The 24,625-nt window shown below is 44.0% G+C and carries 16 protein-coding genes; 15 read left to right on the top strand and 1 reads right to left on the bottom strand.

All coding sequences use genetic code 11. The annotated features are described in order from the left end of the window. The first annotated feature begins 6 nt into the window (after positions 1–6). From BacF7301_RS08185 to BacF7301_RS08235, 11 genes are all read left to right on the top strand, one after another. Positions 7–1,647: a SusD/RagB family nutrient-binding outer membrane lipoprotein gene (locus tag BacF7301_RS08185; protein WP_167961843.1), complete on the top strand. Its 1,641-nt coding sequence runs from the start codon at positions 7–9 to the stop codon at positions 1,645–1,647. Between the two features lie 34 nt (positions 1,648–1,681). Next, positions 1,682–2,794 (top strand): glycoside hydrolase family 18, encoded by a 1,113-nt coding sequence (locus BacF7301_RS08190; protein ID WP_167961845.1) that lies wholly within the window; start codon positions 1,682–1,684, stop codon positions 2,792–2,794. A gap of 29 nt (positions 2,795–2,823) precedes the next feature. Further along, a complete protein-coding gene (locus BacF7301_RS08195) occupies positions 2,824–3,966 on the top strand; it encodes a DUF1735 and LamG domain-containing protein (RefSeq protein WP_245208464.1) in 1,143 nt (380 codons plus the stop codon). A 261-nt stretch (positions 3,967–4,227) separates the two neighbouring features. Then, positions 4,228–4,770 carry an RNA polymerase sigma-70 factor gene (locus BacF7301_RS08200; protein ID WP_167961849.1) on the top strand — a complete coding sequence of 181 codons (543 nt, stop codon included), beginning with the start codon at positions 4,228–4,230 and terminating at the stop codon, positions 4,768–4,770. Between the two features lie 149 nt (positions 4,771–4,919). Then, on the top strand, positions 4,920–5,891 hold the full coding sequence (locus BacF7301_RS08205) for a FecR family protein (RefSeq protein ID WP_167961851.1): 972 nt from the start codon (positions 4,920–4,922) through the stop codon (positions 5,889–5,891). Positions 5,892–6,075: 184 nt separating this feature from the next. Beyond that, positions 6,076–9,438 (top strand): SusC/RagA family TonB-linked outer membrane protein, encoded by a 3,363-nt coding sequence (locus BacF7301_RS08210; RefSeq protein WP_167961853.1) that lies wholly within the window; start codon positions 6,076–6,078, stop codon positions 9,436–9,438. Positions 9,439–9,450: 12 nt separating this feature from the next. Further along, the gene (locus tag BacF7301_RS08215; protein ID WP_167961855.1) at positions 9,451–11,052 is read left to right on the top strand and encodes a SusD/RagB family nutrient-binding outer membrane lipoprotein; all 1,602 of its coding nucleotides are present in this window, start codon (positions 9,451–9,453) and stop codon (positions 11,050–11,052) included. A 42-nt stretch (positions 11,053–11,094) separates the two neighbouring features. Then, positions 11,095–12,108: a glycoside hydrolase family 18 gene (locus BacF7301_RS08220; RefSeq protein WP_167961857.1), complete on the top strand. Its 1,014-nt coding sequence runs from the start codon at positions 11,095–11,097 to the stop codon at positions 12,106–12,108. A gap of 25 nt (positions 12,109–12,133) precedes the next feature. Continuing rightward, positions 12,134–13,105, top strand: coding sequence for a BT_3987 domain-containing protein (locus tag BacF7301_RS08225; protein ID WP_167961859.1), 972 nt, complete (start codon positions 12,134–12,136; stop codon positions 13,103–13,105). An 11-nt stretch (positions 13,106–13,116) separates the two neighbouring features. Next, positions 13,117–14,331 carry a DUF1735 and LamG domain-containing protein gene (locus BacF7301_RS08230; RefSeq protein ID WP_167961861.1) on the top strand — a complete coding sequence of 405 codons (1,215 nt, stop codon included), beginning with the start codon at positions 13,117–13,119 and terminating at the stop codon, positions 14,329–14,331. Positions 14,332–14,483: 152 nt separating this feature from the next. After that, positions 14,484–16,835: a glycoside hydrolase family 3 N-terminal domain-containing protein gene (locus tag BacF7301_RS08235; protein ID WP_167961863.1), complete on the top strand. Its 2,352-nt coding sequence runs from the start codon at positions 14,484–14,486 to the stop codon at positions 16,833–16,835. Between the two features lie 374 nt (positions 16,836–17,209). On the opposite strand, the gene BacF7301_RS08240 is transcribed toward BacF7301_RS08235, so the two are convergent. Beyond that, positions 17,210–18,589 carry a sigma-54-dependent transcriptional regulator gene (locus BacF7301_RS08240; RefSeq protein ID WP_167961865.1) on the bottom strand — a complete coding sequence of 460 codons (1,380 nt, stop codon included), beginning with the start codon at positions 18,587–18,589 and terminating at the stop codon, positions 17,210–17,212. 87 nt (positions 18,590–18,676) lie between these two features. Between BacF7301_RS08240 and BacF7301_RS08245 the strand changes: the two genes are divergently transcribed. The 4 genes from BacF7301_RS08245 to BacF7301_RS08260 all read left to right on the top strand — a co-directional run bounded on the left by BacF7301_RS08245 (position 18,677) and on the right by BacF7301_RS08260 (position 24,541). After that, entirely contained in the window at positions 18,677–19,516 is an 840-nt protein-coding gene (locus tag BacF7301_RS08245) for a peptidylprolyl isomerase (RefSeq protein WP_167961867.1), read from the top strand. Between the two features lie 5 nt (positions 19,517–19,521). After that, positions 19,522–20,757 carry a M16 family metallopeptidase gene (locus BacF7301_RS08250; protein ID WP_167961869.1) on the top strand — a complete coding sequence of 412 codons (1,236 nt, stop codon included), beginning with the start codon at positions 19,522–19,524 and terminating at the stop codon, positions 20,755–20,757. Between the two features lie 64 nt (positions 20,758–20,821). Continuing rightward, positions 20,822–22,180 carry an MATE family efflux transporter gene (locus BacF7301_RS08255; protein WP_167961871.1) on the top strand — a complete coding sequence of 453 codons (1,359 nt, stop codon included), beginning with the start codon at positions 20,822–20,824 and terminating at the stop codon, positions 22,178–22,180. Positions 22,181–22,201: 21 nt separating this feature from the next. Beyond that, on the top strand, positions 22,202–24,541 hold the full coding sequence (locus BacF7301_RS08260; protein WP_167961873.1) for an ATP-binding protein: 2,340 nt from the start codon (positions 22,202–22,204) through the stop codon (positions 24,539–24,541). The last annotated feature ends 84 nt before the right edge of the window (positions 24,542–24,625 follow it).

A 24,625-nucleotide genomic window follows, 5' to 3' on the forward strand; every position in this document is an offset into this window, starting at 1 on the left:
TTTATTATGAAAAAGATAAATCAATATAAACTTTTAGCAAGTATATGTCTCTTGTCATTTTTGACGGCATGTGATTATGAAAGAATCAATACCAACCCGTTTGAAATGACTGAAGAAGAAGGGCTAATGGATGGTTTTGCTGTAGGCGGTTTGGTTACGGCCATGGAGCAAACGGTTTTTCCGGTGGGTACTCAAGCCGATGATACAGACATTATTAATCAATATCAGACTGATTATCATCTTTCGGCCGATTGTTGGAGTGGTTTCTTCGGGCAGAATAACTCTACCGGTTGGAATTCGGGTCGTAACAATACAACCTATTTTTTAATTGACGGTTGGATTGCGGGCACTTATACGCGTTCGTATACCAACGCATTTAATTCTTGGAAAAAATTAAAAGTATTTTCAGAAAAGAATGATGCCCCTGAAATCTATGCATTGGCACAAATTTTGAAAATTTCGGCTTGGCACAAAACGTTGGAGTGTTTTGGACCGATGCCCTATACACATGCTGCCGATCCGACAATGAATATACCTTTCGATTCGGAAAAGGCGGTATATACTGCTATGTTTCAAGACTTGACTGATGCTATTGACGTACTGACTGAAAAAGCTGTGAACGGTATTAAAGTGATGGAAGAATATGATGCGGTTTATGCAGGTGATACCAGGAAATGGGTGAAATACGCTAACTCATTGATGCTTCGTCTGGCGATTCGCGTTCGCTTTGCTGATGAGGAAATGGCAAAGAAGTATGCGATTCAGGCTGTCGGACATTCTATAGGCGTAATGACTGCAAGGGATGATGAAGCGCAAATGAGTGTGGGAGCTGGTATTACTTTCCGTAATAACATTGAATGGTTATCTGAAACGTATGAGGAATCACGTATGGGATCATCTATGTTCTCATATTTAATGGGATATGCTGACCCTCGTCTAGGTGCTTATTTTAAGCCTGTAGACGCGGCAAGTACAGTAGGGCAACTGGCTTATGACAGTAAGAAATATCAAGCAGTACCTGCCGGACATACTTTTGCACCGAATGATGTTTATAAATTGTTCTCTAAACCGAAGATTGAAAGTAATACTCCGACTTATTGGTTGCGTGCCTCCGAAGTTTATTTCTTGCGGGCTGAAGCAGCTTTAGTATGGCCTGCCGACTTCGGCAGTGCCGAAGCGCTTTACAAACAAGGTATTGAAATGTCGTTTCAGGAAAATGGTGTAACAACTTCTGTAGATGCTTATATGAATTCTAATAAAGCACCGATGAAGCATGAATTCACAGGTTCCTATGCTTGTAGCTTCCCAGCACCTTCTACTGCTACTGCTAAATTTGATGGCAGCACAGAACAGAAGTTGGAGAAGATCATGATTCAGAAATGGATTGCTCTTTTCCCTAATGGTCAGGAGGCTTGGACAGAGTGGAGAAGAACCGGATATCCGAAATTGAATCCTGTAATGGTAAATAATGGTTCGAGTCAAGGTGCTACTAAAGAGACTGGTGTACGACGTATGATTTATCCTACAAGTTTTTATCAAACTGAGGATGGACAGGCTATTTACAATGCTGCTTTGCTGTTACTTAATAACGGTCAAGGTGGCGAGGATAAATCATCAACCCGCTTGTGGTGGGACTGTAAACGATAACCTATAATCACTATTTTGATACAAAATGAAGAATATGAAAACATTAAGAAATTTATTATATCTCCTTTCTTTGACAGGCTTAATGGTAACAACTTCCTGCACTGAAGTGGAAAATATAGAAATGGAGCATATCGGAGGTAATAATACGATGGGCGATAGTGAATATTATGCCAATCTGCGTGCTTACAAGGCAACCGCTTGGAACTATGGGCGCCCTGTTGCTTTCGGATGGTACTCCAATTGGTCTCCTGCCGGAGCTTACAGAAAAGGATATCTGACCTCTATGCCGGACAGTATGGACTTTGTTTCCATGTGGAGTGGTGCTCCCGGACGTTTTGATATCACTCCCGAACAGAAAGCGGATAAAGAGTTTGTGCAAAAAGTGAAAGGGACAAAATTATTACAGGTGAGCCTGCTTTCTTATATTGGCAAAGGGGCAACTCCAAATTCGGTATATACTCCTGTGGAAAAATTGGCGGAGGAAGAAGGCTGGAGTGATTCCAAGCTGGAAGATGCGAAGAAGAAAGCTCGTTGGGAATTTTGGGGATTTGAAGGCGAATTCAACAGTGAAAACCATTATGAATGTTTGGCAAAGTTCGCTAAAGCTCTTTGTGACTCTTTGGATGCAAACGACTGGGATGGTTATGATGTTGACTGGGAAATCGGAAGTGGTGTGTTTGACATGGATGGAACGTTAAGTGAGAATAGGCACTTAATTCATTTAATAAAGGAGATGAATAACTATATTGGTCCGAAAAGCGACCCGGAAGGCAAAGGACATAAGATGATTTGTATTGATGGTCAAATTTATGGTCTTACCAGAGAGTTGGATGAGTATGTCGATTATTGGATTATACAAAGTTATGGTTCTTCCAGACCTAGTCTAGAAGGATATGGTGTAGATCCCAAGAAAATAATTTGTACGGAAAATTTCGAAAAGTATGCTGTTAATGGTGGTCAGTTGCTTAAACAAGCTGCTCATATGCCGTCAAAAAGTTATAAAGGTGGAATAGGGGCTTATCGTTTCGATAACGATTATGACAATACTCCCGACTACAAGTGGATGCGTCAAGCCATTCAAATAAATCAGAAGGTTTTCAATGAATGGAAAGCAAATCAAAGTAAAGAAGAGAACAAGTCAGAATAGACAGGTTGGTAAATCAATAAAACGAAAGAATTATGAATAAACATAGATTCAATTATTTGGTGTTAGGAGGTATGGCCTTGCTGATGAGCGCTTGCAATAACAGCGAGAGTGACTTATTGGAACCTAAACTTTATTTTGAAAATAGGGAATATGTATTCTCGTTGGAAGATGAAAGTGAGGTAAAGAGTTTTGATTTATCTTCAAGACTTTCTTCCATGGTTTCTTCGCAGGTGGATGTGTCGTATGTCATCGCTGATAAAAGTGTGCTGGACGAATACAATACGCAGTATGGGACAGCTTATGAGATGTTTGATGCGTCAAATGTAAAATTAAGCAGTGCGACTTCTACTATTCCAAGTGGAAAGTTGTATGCGGAAAACGTGCAACTGGAACTCTCTAATCTGGAGACGCTTGAAGAGGGAAAAACATATGCCTTGCCAGTGCGTGTACAGTCGACTTCTATATCGACTCTTCCCGGAACAAGCATTGCTTATTTCATTCTCTCTAAACCTCTAAAGATAACCAAAGTCGGTACATTCAATAGCAATTACATTTCTGTAAAATTCCCGGTTGGAACTTATTTCTCATCGTTCACTTATGAAGCATTGGTTTATATCGACAGATTTGGCGATAACAATACGATTATGGGGACTGAAGGCAAAATGATTCTTCGTATCGGTGACGCTGGAGGCGGGGTAACTCCTAGGGATATCCTGGAAGTCGCAGGAACACAGGGATATAAAGTTAAGGAGGCATTACAGGCGAAACGTTGGTATCATATCGCTTTGACTTATGACCAACCTTTGGGAAAAACGGCTATTTATGTCAATGGAGCTAAATGGGCCGGCTCAGATTGGGGTATTCCAGGTTTTGACCCGAATTCAGATGTTGGTTTCAACATTGGCAAGATTCCGGGGTTCCAATGGGGGGAACGTCCGTTGTATGGTAAAATGTGTGAACTTCGTGTTTGGAGCGTAGCTCGTACGGAAAATCAGCTTAAACAGAATGTGCTGGGCGTTGATCCGAAATCGGAAGGGTTAGCACTCTATTATAAGCTGAACGGAACGGAAGTTGAAGAAGGTGGAGTCATTAAAGATGCTACCGGCCGCATAAACGGAACAACTAATGGTATAAGAATTGCCACACTGGATACTCCTGTGGCTATTGAGTAGTGGCAAACATATGTTTTTAAAATACCAATAAGTTTAGATCAGTTAATTGGCGTATAAAAGAAATGAAATTGAATAAACTTAGGCTGTTTTTTAGATAAAAGAAAGAAGGAAACCTGCGAATTAAGCAAATGTTTGTTCGCAGGTTTTCTTATCTTTTAACAAAAGGAATTTTAGTCATATTTAAATTTTCTCTAAAAAGTTTTTGTTTCACATATAAAATATATTTCTTTGCAGCTGTTTAATACTTATGGAACTGCTTGAATGGCTCAAATCAACTTCAATTCGATATATACAGCTTATTACAGGAAAGCTTTCCTGTTTACCTTGTCGTATGTCCACAACGACCAAGTTGCAGAGGATATCGTTTCGGAGGCAATCATTCATCTATGGGAATTGAGCAAAGAGCGGGAGATTCCGAGTATTGAAGCTATATTGATCACTTATATCCGCAGTAAATCACTAAATTATCTGAAACATATACAGGCACAGGAAAATGTTTATCAAACTCTGCTTGATAAGGGACAGCGCGAACTGGAGATTCGCATATCTACATTGGAAGCCTGCGATCCTAATGAAATACTATCAGAAGAATTACGGGCAAAAGTAAAGACGCTATTGGCTAGTATGCCTGAGAAAACCCGCATTGCTTTCGTACGCGACCGGTTGGATGGTAAATCTCATAAAGAGATAGCCGAAGAATTAGGGATAAGTGTGAAAGGGGTAGAATATCATATCACTAGGGCGGTTAAAATGCTACGAGACAATCTCAAAGACTATGCACCATTTTTATTTTTCTTCATTTAAAGCGACAGTATAGGGCTGTTATTTCTACTTTTTGGGGGTAATAACAAAAAAAATCGCATTTCTTACTAGGGAATATGCTTGGTGGGTGGTATTCTTAATGAAGGGGGCAAGTAACCTTGCTTATTCCTGTTTATAAACTATACGTTATTATGAATAAAGAATTACTATTGAAATATATTTCAGGCAAGGCATCCCAACAAGAGAAAGAAGAGGTTGCCACTTGGATTGATGCAGATGCTGCCAATCTCAAGGAGTTCATTTCACTTCGTAAAAGTTACGATGCATTCCTATGGCAGGATACGGAAAGTCTCTCTCGGAAAACGAAAAAGACTTTTTCGTTGCGTCCCGTTGCACGGCGGGTGTGGCAGGTTGCAGCTGTGTTTGCGGTGGCTTTCGGCTTGAGCTATATAATGATACAGGCCTTCCAAAAAGAAAATGTAGAGATGCAGACTGTTTACGTGCCTGCTGGACAGCGTACTCAAGTAACACTTGCTGATGGAACCACGGTATGGGTGAACGGAAAAAGTACATTGACTTTTCCGAATCGTTTTTCTTCCCATACACGCAAAGTTGAGCTTGACGGAGAAGCTTATTTTGAGGTTTGGAAAGATCCAAAGAGACATTTTATTGTTTCCACTGCCCATCAGTCTGCTATAAAAGTATTGGGTACCAAATTCAATGTAAAGGCATATAAAGAAGCAGATGAAGTGATAACTACTTTGGTTGAGGGGAAAGTCAACTTTGAATTTAACAATGCCGGGCAACAGTCGCAATATATTATAATGGCTCCCGGACAAAAGTTAGTTTATTATTCTCAAAACGGAAAGACGCAACTCTGTACAACTTCCGGTGAGAGAGAACTTTCATGGAAAGATGGTAAAATCATTTTCCGGCAAACGTCATTACGGGATGCACTGGATATATTGGCAGATAGGTATAATGCCGAATTTGTCATACAGGAGAATGTACCGCATGACGACTCATTCTCCGGAACATTTACCAATCGGAATCTGGAACAGGTGCTTAACTTTATCAGTGTTTCTTCGAAAGTTCGTTGGCGTTATCTGAATAATAACGCAGATGCCGGTAAAGAGAAAATAAAGATAGAGATATTTATTTAGTACTAAAAGATAAAAACCTTAATTCCCAAAAACTTATTGCCATGAAAAACAAAGATCCCTAGCAACCAAAAAAATACGGGATGATATTGGCCGTATCCTCCCGTATGAGCTTCAGTAATTGTGAACCTACTTGTTTCCCGACAAGTATAACTACCAATTTTCTAATTAAACTCGTTACAAATTTATGCAAAATTATTGTATCGTCCAATTTCTTGGAGGATTAAAGTCTCTTAGACGAACCTTAAAGGAAATATCATTGGCTATGAAATTACTATTTATACTCCTAATTTGTTCAGCCGGACTAGCATATGCATCAGATGGATATGCACAAAAAACTTCTATTACTTTACGAGTTACTGATTGTACTATAGAAGAAGTGCTGCACAAGATTGAACGTGAATCCGGATTCAGCTTTTTTATAAATAGCAAGAATCTTAACCTTAATCGCCGGGTATCGGTTTCAGCTTCCGAGAAGAATATTTTTCAGGTGTTGGAACAGGTCTTTGCAGGTACAAATGTCGAATATAAAATATTGGATAATAAGATTGTACTGACGGCTAAAGAACTGAAAGTCACTCAACAAAAAACAAAACCCGTTGCAGGTACGGTAAAAGATAGGCATGGCGAACCGCTAATCGGTGTCTCCATTATGGAGAAAGGAACCACTAACGGTACAGTGACCGATCTTGACGGAAACTATACATTGACCACACAGACTGCAAGCCCGGTATTGCTATTCTCGTATGTGGGTTATCAGAAAAAGGAATTGCCTGTCTCCGGTCCTGTATTGAATGTCACTTTGGAAGACGATTCGCAAGTGTTGAACGAAGTGGTGGTTACCGCTCTCGGTATCCGTAAAGAGGCGAAAGCACTTTCTTACAATGTGCAAGAAGTATCTGCCAGTGAAATTGTCGGTGTCAAGGATGCCAATTTCGTAAATAGCTTGTCCGGTAAGATAGCAGGTGTTGTCATCAATTCCAGCTCATCCGGCATCGGTGGTGGAGCTAAGGTCGTAATGCGTGGTGCGAAATCTCTTTCCGGAAATAATAACGCCCTGTATGTAATCGATGGTATTCCAATGCCTTCGCTGGAAACAACGCAACCGGACGATTTCATGACCGGTATGGGGCAATCCGGTGACGGTGCTTCCATGATTAATCCCGAAGATATTGAAACCATGTCTGTGTTGAGTGGCGCTGCCGCTTCAGCACTCTATGGTAGTGATGCCGCAAACGGTGTTATCATGATTACCACGAAGAAAGGCTCGAAAGACAAACTCCGCGTCAACTATGCCAATAATACCTCCTTCTTCAATCCGTTTGTAACTCCGGAATTTCAAAACACTTATGGTGCGACTACAGGAGAAATAAGAAGCTGGGGACAAAAATTGGGACAGCCCAGCAGTTACGATCCATTGGATTTCTATCAGACCGGCTGGAATGAAACCAACTCTCTGACCATCAGCAACGGCAATGAGAAGAACCAGATATTCCTTTCTATGGCTGCTACCAATGCGGCAGGTATTGTTCCGAACAACACGTTGGATCGTTATAATTTTACCATCCGCAATACGACTAGCATGCTCAATGAACGTTTGCGTCTCGATCTAAGCGCAAGTTATATGAATGTGCGTGAACAGAATATGGTATCTCAAGGACAATATTTCAATCCAATTGTTCCTGTCTATCTGATGTCACCGAGCTATAGTTTGGAAATGCTTCAACAGTTTGAAATGTACAACGAAGCCCGTAACTTCAAAACACAATACTGGCCTTGGGGCAATCAGGGTATCGCCATGCAGAACCCCTATTGGATTGTCAATCGCGACAATTTTATCAATCATAAGAACCGTTTCCTTATGAGTGGGGGCTTGAGTTTCGAAATTATGAAAGGCATTACATTAGGTGCACGTGCCAAGATGGATTATACATCGGCTCTGTACGAAAAGAAATATGCTGCATCTACCGATAATATTTTCTGTCAGAAATTTGGTGGATATTATAAAGGTGATGCGTCCACTCGTCAGCTTTATGGTGATGTGATGCTGAATATCGACAAATATTTCGGCGACTTCTCACTGGCCGCTACGCTGGGTACTAGTATTCAGGATGTCAACTACCAGTATTACGATGTAGGAGGTAGCTTGAATTCTGTAGCCGACGGATTTACAATGCTCAATTTGATGCAGTCTGCCGTAAAATTCCAGCAGGATGGTTATCACGATCAAACGCAATCTATCTTCGCTACAGCACAACTGGGTTGGAAGAGCAAACTCTATTTGGACGTAACGGGGCGTGTCGACTGGTCGTCTGCTTTGGCATGGACCGATACGAAGTCAGTCGCTTATCCGTCAGTAGGTCTATCGGCTATTTTGACGGAGTTGCTACCCATCAAGAACGACATACTTACCTTCTTGAAGGTACGCGCTTCTTATAGTGAGGTGGGTAATGCTCCTACACGCTACATCGCTTATCAGACTTATCCGTACGAGTCGGCTTCTCCCGTCACAGCTACCACATATCCCAATACGGATATCAAACCGGAGCGTACCAAAGCTTGGGAAGTCGGACTGCAGTCTCATCTTTGGAATAATAAGTTGGAACTGAACGTTTCTCTCTATAAGACATCTACCTACAACCAGTTGTTCAACCCATCGATTTCAGCTTCTTCCGGTTATTCTTCTATTTATATCAATGGCGGACAAGTGGATAACAAAGGTATCGAAGCAAGCCTGACATTAAACCAGCCGCTCGGACCGGTACAGTGGAACTCTACGTTTACTTATACAATCAACCGCAATAAGATTAAAAAACTGTTGAAACCGACTACTTTATCGAGTGGTGAGGTGGTCAGCCAGGATATGATGGATTTGGGCGGATTGGAAATTGTGAATTCACGTCTCTTTGAAGGTGGTTCTATTGGCGACCTGTACGTGACCGCACTTCGTACCGACTCTCATGGATATATCGACGTAGATTATGTGAACAATACAGTAGCTATAGATAACAAGGCTGGCGAACGCAATGACGGATGGATTTATGCTGGTAACTCGCAAGCCAAGTACATGATGGGATGGCGCAACTCATTCTCATGGAAGGGACTGACTTTGAGCTGTCTGATTAATGCACGTATTGGCGGCATCGTTGTTTCACAGACACAAGCGATGATGGATGCTTACGGCGTTTCCACAGCCACCGCTGAAGCCCGCGACTTGGGATATGTGTTGATTGATGGTCATAAAGTACCCGCTGTGCAAAAGTATTATAGCACTGTGGGAAGCGGTGTCGGCTCCATGTATGTTTATAATGCTACGAATGTCCGTCTTGCAGAGTTGTCTCTCGGTTACAACATCCCTGTTCAGAAGTGGGTTCCTTGGATACAAGGTATGAATGTAGCCTTCACGGGACGTAACCTGCTTATGTTCTATTGCAAAGCTCCTTTCGACCCGGAACTGACGGCAAGTACAGGCACGCATTTCAGCGGAATGGACTACTTTATGTTGCCGAGCTTGCGCAATTTAGGTTTCTCTGTTAAACTCAATTTCTAAAGAATCGATAAGATGAAACATATATTAAAATGCATGAAAGTGTTCAATGGTGTGTTGCTTGCCGGAGGCTTGTTGTTTACCGCTTGTACCGACCATTATGAAAGTTGGAATATCAATCCGAATGAAGTAACTCCCGAGCAAATGGAACGTGATAATCTCCTGACAGGAGCCTACTTTACGCAGATGGAAAGAGGGGTGTTCGTAGTAGGTAAAGATAAGGGTGGTTTGTTTGAGGAGACCCAGATGCTGACCGGTGATATTTTTGCCAGTTATTGTGCTCCTATTAAGACATGGAACTATGCCGGAGAGCAAGACAACGATTGTTACAAGCTCTATCCGCAGTGGTATAACTCTCCGTTTAGCACCGCTTACACAGAGGTGATGCAGCCATGGCGGAAAGTCGTGGACTGTACCAGTGGGACATCACCCGCACGTGCTATGGCCACTATTGTCAAGGTGTTCGGTATGAGTCGTATTACGGACAAGTATGGTCCTATCCCTTATTCAAAGTTTGGTACCGGTATTCAAGTGGCCTACGATAGCCAAAAAGATGTGTATTATCGTTTCTTTGAAGAATTGGAAAATGCCATTGAGGTGCTCACCAGCTACAACAGTCGTACTTCCGAACCCTACTTGGAAGACTATGACTATATTTATAATGGTAATGTGGGGAATTGGATTAAGTTCGCCAATTCTCTCCGCCTTCGCCTGGCAATGCGTATTTCTTATGTGGATCAGACCAAAGCCGAGACGGAAGCTAAAGCAGCAATAGACCATACTATTGGGTTGATGACTTCCGTTAGTGATAATGCTGTTTTGAAACAGTCTGTATCGTTCTCTTTCATCAATGAATGGTGGGAAGCATATGAAAGTTTCAATGATTTTCGAATGAGCGCTACTATGGATTGCTATTTAAAAGGCTTACAGGATCCACGTTTGTCCTCTTACTTCAAAGTTGCTAAGAAAGATGGCGAATATCACGGAGTCCGTAACGGACAAACCAGCCGTAGTCAGGGCACTTTATCTGAAGCGGCGTCTAGCATGAACGTAGGACAGGCTACTTCTATCCTGTGGATGGATGCAGCTGAAACATATTTCCTTTTGGCTGAAGCAAAACTGCGTTTGAACTTGGGGGATAAGACTGTGAAGGAATATTACGAAGAAGGTGTGAAGACCTCTTTTTCTTCCAAAGGTGCTTTAGGTGCGGAGAGTTATCTTGATAATGATGTAAATGTACCATCAACTTCATTCATTGATCCGACAAACGGACGTAATACCGATGTGAGTCGTATGGTTTCTAATTTGACAGTGAAGTGGGATGAATCGGTTTCTGATGATAAGAAACTCGAGCGCATTATGGTGCAGAAATGGATTGCCCTTTTCCCGGACGGACAGGAAGCATGGAGTGAGATGCGGCGTACCGGCTATCCCGGTATTGTGACTATCAGTACAAACGCTTCCGGTGGAGAAGTTGCCACTGGAGAACTCATCAGTCGTTTGAAGTTCCCTACAAAGGAATATTCAGACAATGGTGAGAACACACAAGCTGCTGTTTCCCTGTTGAACGGTACGGACATTGCCGGAACACGTCTTTGGTGGGATGTGAAAAGGTAATCAGATATATAATGTAGAACAATCTAACTAAGTAATCAGAATATGAAAACAATGAAATACATATTGGCCGCACTGACTGTAGGCGGTATGATGGCCTCATGTAATACAGACATTGAGTCGTTGACTATTCAGCGGCCGCTGACTTACGACGACCAGTACTACCAGAACTTACGCGACTACAAAGCGAGCGAACACGAAATTGCTTTCGGATGGTTTGCACAGTATGGAGCGCAGAACTCTGCCGCTGTACGCTTTATGGGATTGCCCGACAGTCTCGATATTTGCTCTATGTGGGGTGGCATTCCGGCAACAGAAAATACAGAAATATGGGAAGAAATCCGCTTTGTACAGAAAGTGAAAGGAACCAAGATGCTTTGTGTGGCAATCACCCGTATCGATGCGGAAACAGATGACCATGCTTTCAAGCAGGCTTACAATGAAGCGAAGGCAATGCCGAATGGCGAAGAACGTACTGCCGCACTCAATCGTTCTTTTGAAATGTATGCCGAATATTTTCTCGATCAGGTATTTCTGAACGACCTTGATGGTTTTGATGCGGACTATGAGCCGGAAGGTGACTTCTTGAGTGGCTCTAATTTTGAATATTTCTACAAACACATGGCAAAATACATGGGACCGAATCCGGACATTACCAGAGAAGAACGTTTACAGCTCATCGAAGAACGTTATGGTAAGGAGATTGCTTCACAGGAAGGTATCTGTGATAAAATGCTCAATATCGACCAGACCAGTACCAGCATGACCAGCCTTGTTCCGTATAGTAACTATTGCTTCCTCCAAGCTTATGGCGGTGGTACGGGAGCAGGCGGATGGCCTGATGAAAAAGTGGTGTACTGTTGCAATATGGGTGATAACTGGCAGGGAGATATGCAGTCTATGTACAACCAGGCACGCTACAAGCCGGCGAATGGAAAACGTAAAGGAGGTTTTGGCGCATTCTTTATCCATCGTGACTATAATGTACATGAATACAATCCCGAACCTTATTACCGGTTCCGCCAGTGTATTCAAATACAGAATCCGGCTATCCATTAATTAACCTTTTAATGAAAAGATGACAATGAAAAGTAGAAAGAATCTATTTTATATAGGAATGTTCGCCCTCTGTGCCATCGGCTTTGCAGCTTGTGATGATGAGGAGACTTACGATGTCTATGGTGATCCGTTTAACCGGGTGTATATATCAGATAATTCCAAGGCGTACAAAATTGTACAGACCCCTATTAGTACAGTCAGCAATGTAGACTTTAAATGGCCGGCAAAATGTTCGCAGAAAGCGAGCGGTACTATAAAAGCTACGGTCGTAGTGGATAACTCTCTGATTGCTGCCTATAATGAAGAGCACGGCACTGTGTTTGAAGCTATGCCCGCCGAAGCCATCGTGTTGGAAAATGCCGAGATGACTATCCCTGCCGGGAAAATGGTAGTTGCTGACACTGTGCACGTAAAACTTACGGATGACGCTAATGTGCTTTCTACGCTTAAGAGCGAAAAAGGATACATTATTCCCTTGCGTCTGGTGTCTGCAGAAGGACCTAATACACAGTTGAGTACCAATATGGTATCACCTTCTTTCCTGACCGTTACCGTGACGGAGGACAATGTAAATCATGAGGCTACTGAGGCCGATATTACTGGAACGTTAGTAGCAGACCAGGCGGGATGGAGCGTTAATGTGTTAAGTGGTAGCGGATCAAACCTCGACAGATGGTTCGATGGAAATCCGCAATCTACTGCTTCTATTTCCGATTGGTCGAATTATAAGGCAGCTTTTACTGTGGATATGGGGAAATCTTACACCTTTGGTGCTATCGTGGCATACAGGAGTACTTCTTGGGGAGAATATAATTCCATCAGTGCCGGAACAAAGATTAGCACCAGCGATGACGGTACAAACTTCAAGAGTGCTGGAGAAGTGACCGGCAGTTCTAAATTCATCGTATTTTATGCACCGTTGACCGCACGTTATATTCGTGTGGAAACAGCCTCTTATTCTGTGAACTGTGGTGTATTTAATGTTTATGCAAAATAATAATTAAGACTATGAAGAAATATACACTTTTATCTTTATTGGCTTTGTTGCTCTGTGTTTCAGGCTGCAAAACCGAACCGGATTACAGTGATGCCGTATACATGACCGGCACGCTGACTTCGTCGAACGTGAAATTCTTGGTAGAGGGACAGTCCACTTTAGGATTGACTGTGACTTCCACCGATAAAGCGGAAGCCGATGTAACAGTAGGCGTACAGGTAGCTCCTCAATTACTGGAATCTTTCAATGCCTCTACCGGACGCAACTGCCAAATGCCACCGGAAGGCAGTTATAGTTTTGAAGCAGGTGATGTGATTATTCCTGCCGGATCAAACCAGTCTACGCAAATCAAGGTAACTGCTGATGCAGATAAATTGCAGGAAGGTGTTTCCTATTGCCTTCCCGTATCTATTACTTCCGTATCGAACAGTGATCTGAAGGTGATGGAAAGTTCCCGTACAGCTTATGTCATGCTCACTAAAGTGATTGAAATCAAAGCTGCTTACTTGGCACGTCGGGGATACTTTAATATTCCTTCGTTCGGTAATCAGGAGAACAGTCCGGTGAAAGCACTCGGACAGATGACATTGGAGATGAAGGTGCTTCCTGTATCCTTCCCGGTTGGTTCTGAAAGAAGTGCTAATGGTATCAGTTCGTTGTGCGGATGCGAAGAAAACTTCCTCTTCCGTTTTGGTGACGGTGCTGGTAATCCTGTGAATAAATTGCAGTTCGTGAAAGGCTCTATCGGTTCGGCTTCACATCCCGACAAGAAAGACCATTATGAATCGTGGGTAGAGAAAGAGTTTCCTACCGGCCATTGGTTGCACTTTGCTGCCGTATATGATGGTCAGTATCTTCGTCTTTATTTGGATGGTGAACAAATTCACTTCGTAGAAACCAAAAATGGCGGAAGCATAAACTTGAGTATGGCTTATGATGGACATACTTGGAATGATACATTCTCCATCGGTCGTTCAGCCGGTAATGCTCGTTTCTTTGATGGTTACATCAGTGAATGTCGTGTGTGGAACGTAGCGCGTACATCCGCACAGATTGAGGATGGCGTTTGTTATGTAGACCCAACCAGTGAAGGACTCGTAGCCTACTGGCGTTTTGACGGTGAAACGCAGGATGATGGTTCGGTGCTTGATATGACTGGACATGGACATAATGCTGTACCGGGTGGTACTGTTACTTATGTCGACAATCAGAAATGTCCGTTCTAAAATAGGGTAGAATAGAAGTTGTTTTTCACTCAAATGAAGCCTGCTGTCAAATCAGCTTTGCCACAAGGCATTGCGGGATGATAGCAGGTTTCTTATTTGAAATGTTTTTTATAATGGAGAAATAAAGTCATTAATATAAATAGAGGTTATTTATGCTAAATAGAATATGTGGATTACTATTGTTTTTGGGACTGTTGATGGTGGGAACCTGTGTTTCTGCACAACTGCCAATAGAATCCTATAAAAATCCCCAACTACCGGTCGAACAACGAGTGGCAGACTTACTCTTCCGCATGACCGTGGAAGAGAAAGTCGGTCAACTTCTCTGCCCCTTAGGTTGGGAAATGTATGAAATAAGAGGAGAAACAGTCACCGTTTCCGACAAGTTCAAGCAACTGATGAAAGAACGTCATGTCGGAATGCTTTGGGCAACTTACCGTGCCGACCCGTGGACAAAGAAAACACTCGAAAATGGTCTGAATCCCGCATTGGCAGCTAAGGCTGGAAATGCCTTGCAGAAATATGTAATGGAGAATACCCGTTTGGGAATCCCCATATTCTTGGCAGAAGAAGCTCCACACGGTCATATGGCAATCGGTGCTACTGTCTTTCCGACGGGAATCGGAATGGCTGCCACTTGGTCACCTCAATTGATAAATGAAGTCGGGAACGCGATAGGAAAAGAAATCCGACTTCAGGGCGGACATATCAGCTATGGTCCCGTGCTCGACCTTACCCGTGACCCGCGTTGGTCGCGTGTAGAAGAAACGTTCGGTGAAGACCCTGTGCTGACTGGGGGGATAGGGAAAGCAATGGTTGAAGGACTGGGTGGTGGAAATCTATCCCAACCATACAGCACACTGGCTACATTGAAGCATTTTCTGGCCTATGGAATCTCGGAGAGCGGACAGAACGGAAATCCCTCTTTTGTAGGGATATGTGAGTTGCACGAGAACTTTCTTCCCCCTTTCCGGCAGGCAATTGATGCCGGAGCCTTGTCTGTCATGACTTCCTATAATTCGATGGATGGTATCCCTTGTACTGTAAATCACAGCTTGTTGACCGGACTTTTAAAGAATGACTGGAAATTTAAAGGATTTGTAGTTTCGGACTTGTATAGTATTGAAGGTATTCATCAGAGCCATTTTGTTGCATCAACCATGGAGGAAGCTGCCATCATGGCTTTATCAGCCGGAGTAGATGTAGACTTGGGAGGTGATGCATATATGAATATAATGAACGCTGTAAACACCGGTCGTATCAGTAATGCAGTGCTTGACGCATCTGTCGCCCGTGTACTCCGGTTAAAGTTTGAGATGGGATTATTTGAGAATCCTTATGTCATCCCTGAAAAAGCGAAGAAAGAAGTGCGTAATGATGCGCATATTGCTTTGGCACGTAAGGTAGCGCAAGCCTCAATCACTTTATTGAAAAACGATTGTTCACTGCTTCCGTTAAATAAGAATATTTCCAAAGTAGCATTAATAGGGCCTAATGCTGATAATTGTTACAATATGTTGGGAGACTATACTGCTCCTCAGGAAGAGAAGAATGTTAAGACCGTATTGGATGGAATTAGGAATAAGTTGTCTCGATTTCAGGTAGAATATGCGAAGGGCTGTTCCATACGTGATACTTTGGCTTCTGATATTGAACAGGCTATTGCTGTCTCCCGGCGTTCCGAAGTCATTATTGCCGTAGTCGGTGGTTCCAGCGCCCGTGATTTCAAAACCAGTTATAAAGAAACAGGTGCGGCCATTGCCGACGAAAAGACGATCAGTGATATGGAATGTGGTGAAGGGTTTGACCGCGCAACGCTTTCTTTGTTGGGAAAACAGAAAGAATTGCTCCAAGTCTTGAAAGCTACGGGGAAACCGTTGATTGTAGTATATATCGAAGGCCGCCCTTTGGATAAAACTTGGGCTGATGAAAACGCCGATGCTCTGTTGACAGCCTACTATCCGGGACAAGAAGGCGGAAATGCCATCGCTGATGTCCTGTTCGGAGATTATAACCCGGCAGGAAGATTACCGCTGACAGTTCCCCGTTCGGTAGGGCAGATTCCCATTTATTACAACAAGAAAGCACCTCAGAACCACGATTATGTAGAACTGTCCGCTTCTCCGCTTTATGCTTTCGGATATGGGCTGAGTTATACAACTTTCGAATATTCGGATTTATGTGTATCATCCATATCCCCTCATTCTTTTGAAGTTTCATTCAAGGTCAAGAATACCGGGAAATATGATGGCGAAGAAGTATCCCAGCTTTATTTGAGAGATGAATACGCTTCGGTAGTGCAACCGCTAAAGCAGTTGAAACATTTCGAACGCTTTTATTTAAAGCGTGGAGAGGTTAAGGAAGTGAAGTTCGTTTTGTCTGAAAGTGATTTTGCATTGGTAGACCGGGATTTAAGAACAGTAGTAGAACCGGGGACTTTTCAGATAATGGTTGGTTCTGCTTCCGATGACATCAGACTGCAAACAAAAGTGGAGATAAAATAGAATACTATCTTTGGCAGTTCGGTATGTTCTAAGTACATTTGATTAAAGCAGCACCGTATTCCAATTGTATGTCCGTAAGGCTTTACTGGATTGTAAGCGCTTGTTACGGGCTTATTGAGTGGGACTTTATAGAGTAGGAAGTAGGTATAGTTATCTTAAGATGCCGCTATCGTTCTGTTGAGGCGCCGATATAGTTAGTTTACCACGGCCGTGGTAACTTCTTCTCATGGCCGTGAAGAGATGCTACCACGGCCGTGACGAATACTCTCCACAGCCGTGGTAAACTAACTATATCGGCGCTCTGCCCGAACAATAACTACGGGATAACAGATGTATAACGGCTATATGATGAATCTTTAACGGCGACTTGGCACCTACAAGTCAATATTATACAACCTCAGCTTATTATATAAAGTCTTCCGGTCAATATCCAATAACTGTGCAGCCTTGCTCTTATTATTCCCGGTCTGGCGCAACGCTTCCAGAATATGTTCTTTTTCAGTCTCTTCATTGCGAAGCGCCATACTTGCGGTATTCGTTGTTGGAACTTCGAACAGTTCAGTTCCCAGTTCCAATAAAGTAATAAAACTACCCTGCGCCAATAAAGTCGCTCTTTTGACGATATTCTTCATCTGCCGTATATTTCCCGGCCAATGATAACTCAGCAAAGCCTGTGATGCCTTTGTGTCAAAACCAATCAGATGCTTGTCCAGTTCCTTGTTCGCCTGGTCGAGGAAGAAGTTGGCAAAGAGCAGAATATCTTCTTTTCGTTCTTTCAAATCAGGCATCCGCAATGTGAACTCATTGATACGGTGATAAAGGTCCTCGCGGAACGTTCCCTTTTCAATCGCTTGCTCTAAATTCTCGTTGGTGGCGGATACCAGGCGAATATCCACGGATATTTCCTGTGTAGAGCCGACCGGACGTATCTTTCTCTCTTGCAGGGCACGGAGCAGTTGAATCTGTACCTCATAACTAAGATTTCCGATTTCATCCAAAAAGATAGTACCGCCGTTGGCTGCGACGAAAGCTCCCGTTTTATCAGTCAATGCACCCGTAAAAGAACCTTTCACATGGCCGAAAAACTCGGAAGCTGCCAGTTCTTTGGGGATAGAGCCGCAATCTACCGCAATGAACGGCTTGTCGCTTCTCTTGCTGAGTTGATGGATACGATGCGCCACATATTCTTTTCCCGTTCCGCTGGAGCCATTGATAAGTACGGACATATTGGTCGGCGCCACCAGCCCGACATAATTGTAAAGCTGCTTGGCAGCATCACTTTCCCCTTCCAGATAAGAATGGTGAGTTTCGGAAGTGCCTTGTGAATTAGAAGCGCCCTTTTTTGGATGAGAAGAATTTCTGGTAGCGGAATGAGCAGCAGCCGGATTGCTTTCCGCCTGCAAAGCCTCGGATATTTTCTTCAACAACTCTTCCGGATTCACAGGTTTGGCGATATAATCCCGTGCTCCGAGTTTCATCGCCAGCACGGCAGATTGAATATCCGCATATCCTGTCATGATAATCAACGGAATATTTATCTCCCGTTCATTCATCCATTTCAACAAATCAATACCCTCATAATCGGGCAACCGTAAATCTGATAATACCAGGTCAACAGTCTGACTTTCGATATGCTTCCGGGCACGCGCAATATTACTCACTGACGACACCTCAAACCCTTTTTTACCTAACCAGGTTTTGAGCATCATTCCAAAAGTTATATCATCTTCGACTATTAATATGGCTTTCATCATCTCAGGTTTTGATTCTTTTAAGTCACAAAGGTAAGATGATTTAGGCGAAAGTGGTATATTTGCAAACTTAAATTAAATAAAAGCGTTATGAAAAAGATTGTATTGATATTATTAACTATATCGTTTTGCGGATTAACTTCCTGCAAAACCGGAACAAAAAAAGGAGGAGACATGGATAAAGAGACATTGGTAAAGATTGAAACAACTGCCGGAGACATCAAAGTGAAGTTGTACAATGAGACACCAAAGCATCGTGATAATTTTATCAAACTGGTGAAAGACGGAGTATATGAAGGAACATTGTTCCATCGTGTCATCAAAGACTTCATGATTCAGGCAGGCGACCCGGATTCGAAGAATGCACCAAAAGGAAAAATGCTGGGCAGCGGTGATGTCGGTTACACCATTCCGGCTGAATTCGTATATCCGAAGTATTTCCATAAGAAAGGCGCCCTGTCGGCAGCCCGTCAGGGAGACAATGTGAACCCGAAGAAAGAATCTTCCGGTTGCCAGTTCTATATCGTGACAGGTAAAGTCTACAATGACTCCACATTGCTCGGCATGGAAAGCCAGATGAATGAAAATAAAATCAACGTTATTTTCAACAACCTGGCGCAGAAGCACATGAAGGAAATCTATAAGATGCGTAAGGAAAACGACGAAAACGGTCTTTACGACTTGCAGGAAAAACTGTTTGCAGAGGCACAGGAGTTGTCGGCTAAAGAACCGGAATTCCACTTCACCCCTGAACAGATTGAAGCATACACTACCGTAGGCGGCACTCCGCATCTGGACGGTGAATATACCGTATTCGGCGAAGTAGTGGAAGGTATGGATATTGTAGATAAAATCCAGAAGGTAAAGACAGACCGTAGCGACCGTCCCGAAGAAGATGTAAAGATAATAAAAGCGACAATACTTGACTAAATGATATGAAAATCAACAGGCATATTCTTGACAATGGGTTGCGTTTGGTACATTCGCAGGACGAAAGTACGCAGATGGTGGCCCTTAATATATTATATAATGTGGGAGCTCGTGACGAACACCCCGAACATACCGGCTTTGCCCATCTGTTTGAACACTTGATGTTCGGCGGCTCGGTGAATATTCCCGATTATGATATGCCGCTTCAACTGGCAAGTGGCGAGAATAATGCCTGGACGAACAATGATATCACCAATTACTACCTCACTGTACCTCGCCAGAACGTGGAAACCGGCTTTTGGCTCGAATCCGACCGTATGCTGAGTCTTGATTTCAGCGAACGGAGCCTGGAAGTACAGCGGGGAGTAGTAATGGAAGAATTCAAGCAACGCTGTCTGAACCAGCCTTATGGAGACGTAGGACATCTTCTCCGTCCCCTGGCTTATCAGGCGCATCCCTATCAGTGGCCTACCATCGGCAAAGACCTGTCGCATATCGCCAACGCGACACTGGAAGAAGTAAAAGCATTCTTCTTCCGTTTTTATGCCCCGAACAATGCGATTCTGTCCGTAACCGGTAATATCACTTTCGAAGAAGCCGTATCGCTGACAGAAAAATGGTTCGGCCCTATTCCCCGCCGGGAAGTTCCCCAACGGAACCTTCCGCAGGAACCGGAACAGACGGAAGAACGCCGATTGACGGTAGAACGGAATGTTCCCCTCGACGCCTTGTTCATGGCTTTTCATATGTGCAGTCATCGGCATCCGGATTATTATGCCTTTGATATTCTGTCGGATATATTGAGCAACGGACGGTCCAGTCGCTTGAGCCAGCGCCTTGTACAAGAGAGACAACTGTTTTCGAGCATTGATGCTTATATCTCCGGTAGTGTGGATGCGGGATTATTCCATATTTCCGGCAAGCCTTCGGCAGGTGTTACCCTCGAACAGGCGGAAGCGGCAGTGCGCGAAGAACTCGACCGCTTGCAACAGGAACCTGTCAGCGAACAGGAACTGGAGAAAGTAAAAAACAAATTTGAGTCTACACAGATATTCGGTAATATTAATTATCTGAATGTAGCGACCAACCTTGCCTGGTTCGAATTGTTGGGACAAGCAGAAGACATGGAAGAAGAAGTAGACCGTTATCGCTCCGTCACCGCCGAGCAGTTGCAGACTGTAGCCCAATCGGCTTTCCGGAAAGAGAACGGGGTTGTACTCTATTATAAAAGTAGGGCGTAGTGCCCGGCAAGGTTTCCTTGCGGCATACAAGTAATGGTATCTCACCATTTATAAGACAAAGACAATGAAGAGACTATTTGATATATATAAGGATCATTATAAAGCACTGATTTATCTAGGATTACCTATTGTCATCGGACAGATAGGCGTTATAGTACTCGGATTTGCCGATACATTAATGATTGGGCATCATAGCACGGTAGAGCTGGGCGCGGCATCTTTCGTGAATAATGTGTTTAATCTAGCTATCATTTTCAGTACCGGATTCTCGTACGGACTGACTCCCATCGTAGGCGGTCTGTACGGCACCCATCAATATGCCCCTGCCGGACAAGCCCTGCGCAACAGTCTGCTGGCAAACTTGATGGTCGCCCTTCTGCTGACTGTCTGCATGACTATTCTTTTCCTAAACATAGAACATCTCGGACAACCGGACGAATTGATTCCCTTGATTAAACCTTACTACCTGGTGTTGCTTGCTTCCCTGGTGTTCGTCATGCTTTTTAATGGATTCAAGCAATTTACAGACGGAATCACGGATACCAAAACCGCCATGTGGATACTCTTGGGTGGAAATGTCTTGAACATCATCGGCAATTATATCTTGATTTACGGAAAACTTGGCTTCCCCGAACTCGGCTTGTTGGGAGCAGGTATCAGCACCCTGTTTTCACGTATCGTAATGGTGATTGTATTTATCATCATCTTTGTACGCAGCTCGCGTTTCATCCGCTATAAAGTCGGTTTTCTCCGGCTGGGATGGTCACGCGCCATCTTTGGCCGTTTGAACGGACTCGGATGGCCGGTCGCCTTCCAGATGGGAATGGAGACAGCTTCTTTCAGCCTGAGTGCCATCATGATTGGTTGGCTGGGCACGATTGCTTTGGCTTCCCACCAGGTCATGCTGGCAATCTCTCAATTTACCTTTATGATGTATTACGGGATGGGCGCTGCCGTAGCTGTCCGTGTCAGCAACTTCAAAGGACAGAATGATATAATCAATGTGCGCCGTTCCGCCTATGCCGGTTTTCACTTGATGATGACATTGGGGGTGGTACTCTCCTTTATCGTCTTTCTTTGCCGCAATCACTTGGGGAGTTGGTTTACCGACAGCCTGGAAGTAGCTGCCATGGTTACTTCTCTCATATTCCCTTTCCTCGTCTATCAGTTTGGCGACGGATTGCAGATAACTTTTGCCAACGCTCTGCGTGGAATCTCGGATGTGAAACTGATGATGATCATCGCCTTTATAGCATACTTTATCATCTCCCTTCCCGTAGGTTACTTCTGCGGTTTCGTGATGGAATGGGGAGTAGTAGGTGTTTGGATGGCGTTCCCTTTCGGACTGACAAGTGCGGGATTAATGCTTTGGTGGCGTTTCCACTATATGACGAAACTCCCCGTTCCCCGAGCTAATACTTAATTATTTAATACATAAAATCGCATGGCTTCCTATCGTTTCACAAAACTGAAAGTAACCATCGGTTACACGTTATTACTTGCGATTCTTCTTTTTTCTCTGGTGTTTGTTCATCATGAGATGGAGACACTGTCGGCTGCCGACGACCAGCAGAATCTGCGGACAGACAGCCTGCTGACTCTGATTCACGAGAAAGACCAGAATACCATCCAGATGCTCCGCGTATTGAGTGAAGCGAACGACAGCCTGCTTTCCGCTTCAGAGATTGAAGAGATTATATCCGAACAGGATTCCATTATCACCCACCAACGCGTACAACACCGGGTTATCACCAAACGCGATTCTCTGCTGACTACGCCCAAGAAGAAAGGCTTTTTCAAGAGAGTGGCAGAAGTGTTTGCACCTTCCAGGCAGGATAGTGCCGTATTGGTCAACACCTCTCTGGAAGTTGCCACGGATACCATTCTCGAACCTGCTACTTCCAAAGACTCCCTTCAGCAAAAGATTCGCATGGCTACCGAGGAAAAGCGTCTTCAACGACGAAAAACAATCCGCCGCACCAGTACGAAATACCAGCGTATGAATTCGCAGTTGACGGCAAGAATGGATAGTCTGATAAAACAATACGAAGAAGAAATGAGCCTGCGTGCCCGTCAGGATGCCGAGATGCAACAGGAAGTAAGAATGCGCTCCGCACGCACCATTGCCGGAATCGCTATCGGCGCTGTTTTGCTGTCTGTCTTTTTCCTGATATTGATTGTACGTGACATCTCCCGCAGCAACCGCTACCGCCGACAGTTGGAAGAAGCGAACAAACGGGCGGAAGACCTGCTCGTTGCCCGTGAAAAACTGATGCTTGCCATAACCCACGACTTCAAAGCGCCGCTAGGCTCCATCATGGGTTATACCGAACTACTGTCCCGCCTGACAGGGGACGAACGGCAACGCTTCTATCTGGACAATATGAAAAGCTCCTCGGAACATCTCTTGAAACTGGTCAGCGACTTGCTCGACTTCCATCGCCTCGACCTTAATAAAGCGGAAGTGAACCGTGTCACTTTCAATCCTTCGCAGTTGTTTGAAGAAATCTATGTCAGCTTTGAACCGTTGACAGCCGCCAAAGGATTGGCATTGCAGTGCCACGTCGCTCCGGAGTTGAACGGACGTTACATCAGCGACCCTTTGAGGCTTCGGCAGATTGTGAACAACCTTCTGTCTAACGCCGTGAAGTTTACTCAACAAGGCGAGATAACGCTGACAGCCCGATATGATTCATCAAAGCTGACGATAGCGATTGCAGACAGCGGAAAAGGCATGGCTGCCGAAGACCGTGAACGTATTTTCCAGGAGTTTACCCGTTTGTCCGGTGCGCAGGGAGAAGAAGGCTTCGGCTTGGGATTATCCATTGTAAAAAAGCTGGTCGCTCTGCTTGAGGGCACGATTGATGTGCAGAGCAAATTGGGAGAGGGAAGTTGCTTTACGGTCGCTCTACCTCTTTATCCGGTAGGCGAATCCATCCCGGAAAGTCAACCCATTACAGAAAGCCAATCATCGTTGGAAAACGAAGCTACGGCTATGAATGAAGCTGCAACTGCCATCCCCCTGATGAAAGTAATCCGCGTCCTCTTGATTGATGATGATAAAATCCAACTCAGCCTGACGGCAGCCATGTTGAAACAGCACGGTATTGACGCAGTATGTTGCGAGCAGCTCGAAGAGCTTATCGAACAACTCCGCACTTCCGTTTTCGATGTATTGCTGACAGACATACAAATGCCCGCTATCAACGGCTTCGATTTGGTGAAACTCTTGCGTGCTTCTAATATTCCGCAGGCAAAGACCATCCCTGTGATTGCCGTGACCGCCCGCAGTGAAATGGACAAATCCGCCCTGCGTGAGCACGGCTTTGCCGGATGCCTGCATAAACCGTTTACAGTGAAAGAATTGCTGCTGACAGTCAACGAGGGACAACTTTCGGCTGATGAGGCCCACATCACAGAAGATATGGTAAACACCGGAATAAACTTTCCCGCACTCACCGCCTACTCCGAGGATGACCCGGAAGCGGCATATTCTATCATTCAGACCTTTGTCGAGGAAACAAAAAAGAATGTCGAACGGATGCGACAAGCCTTCGTTGACAAAGATACAGACGGGATAGCTGCTATGGCGCATAAACTGCTCCCTCTCCTCACGTTGATAGGAGCTTCGGACGCAATAGCTCCTTTAAAGTTCTTGGAATCCTGTCGCGGAGAGTCTTTCTCTAGTGAAATAAGCGATACGGCATCGGCTGCACTGTCAACCGTTTGTATTATAATCAGCGAAGCGGAAAATTACTTAACGTCGATGAAAAGTGTCGATTAGGCGTAAATATCCTACTCCTTGACCGGTCATTGTATCTTTCTTGCCTTTATCCAAACCTTTTCTCAAAATAAATTGTTTACTTTG

This window comes from Bacteroides faecium (genome assembly GCF_012113595.1).
Lineage (GTDB): Bacteria > Bacteroidota > Bacteroidia > Bacteroidales > Bacteroidaceae > Bacteroides > Bacteroides faecium.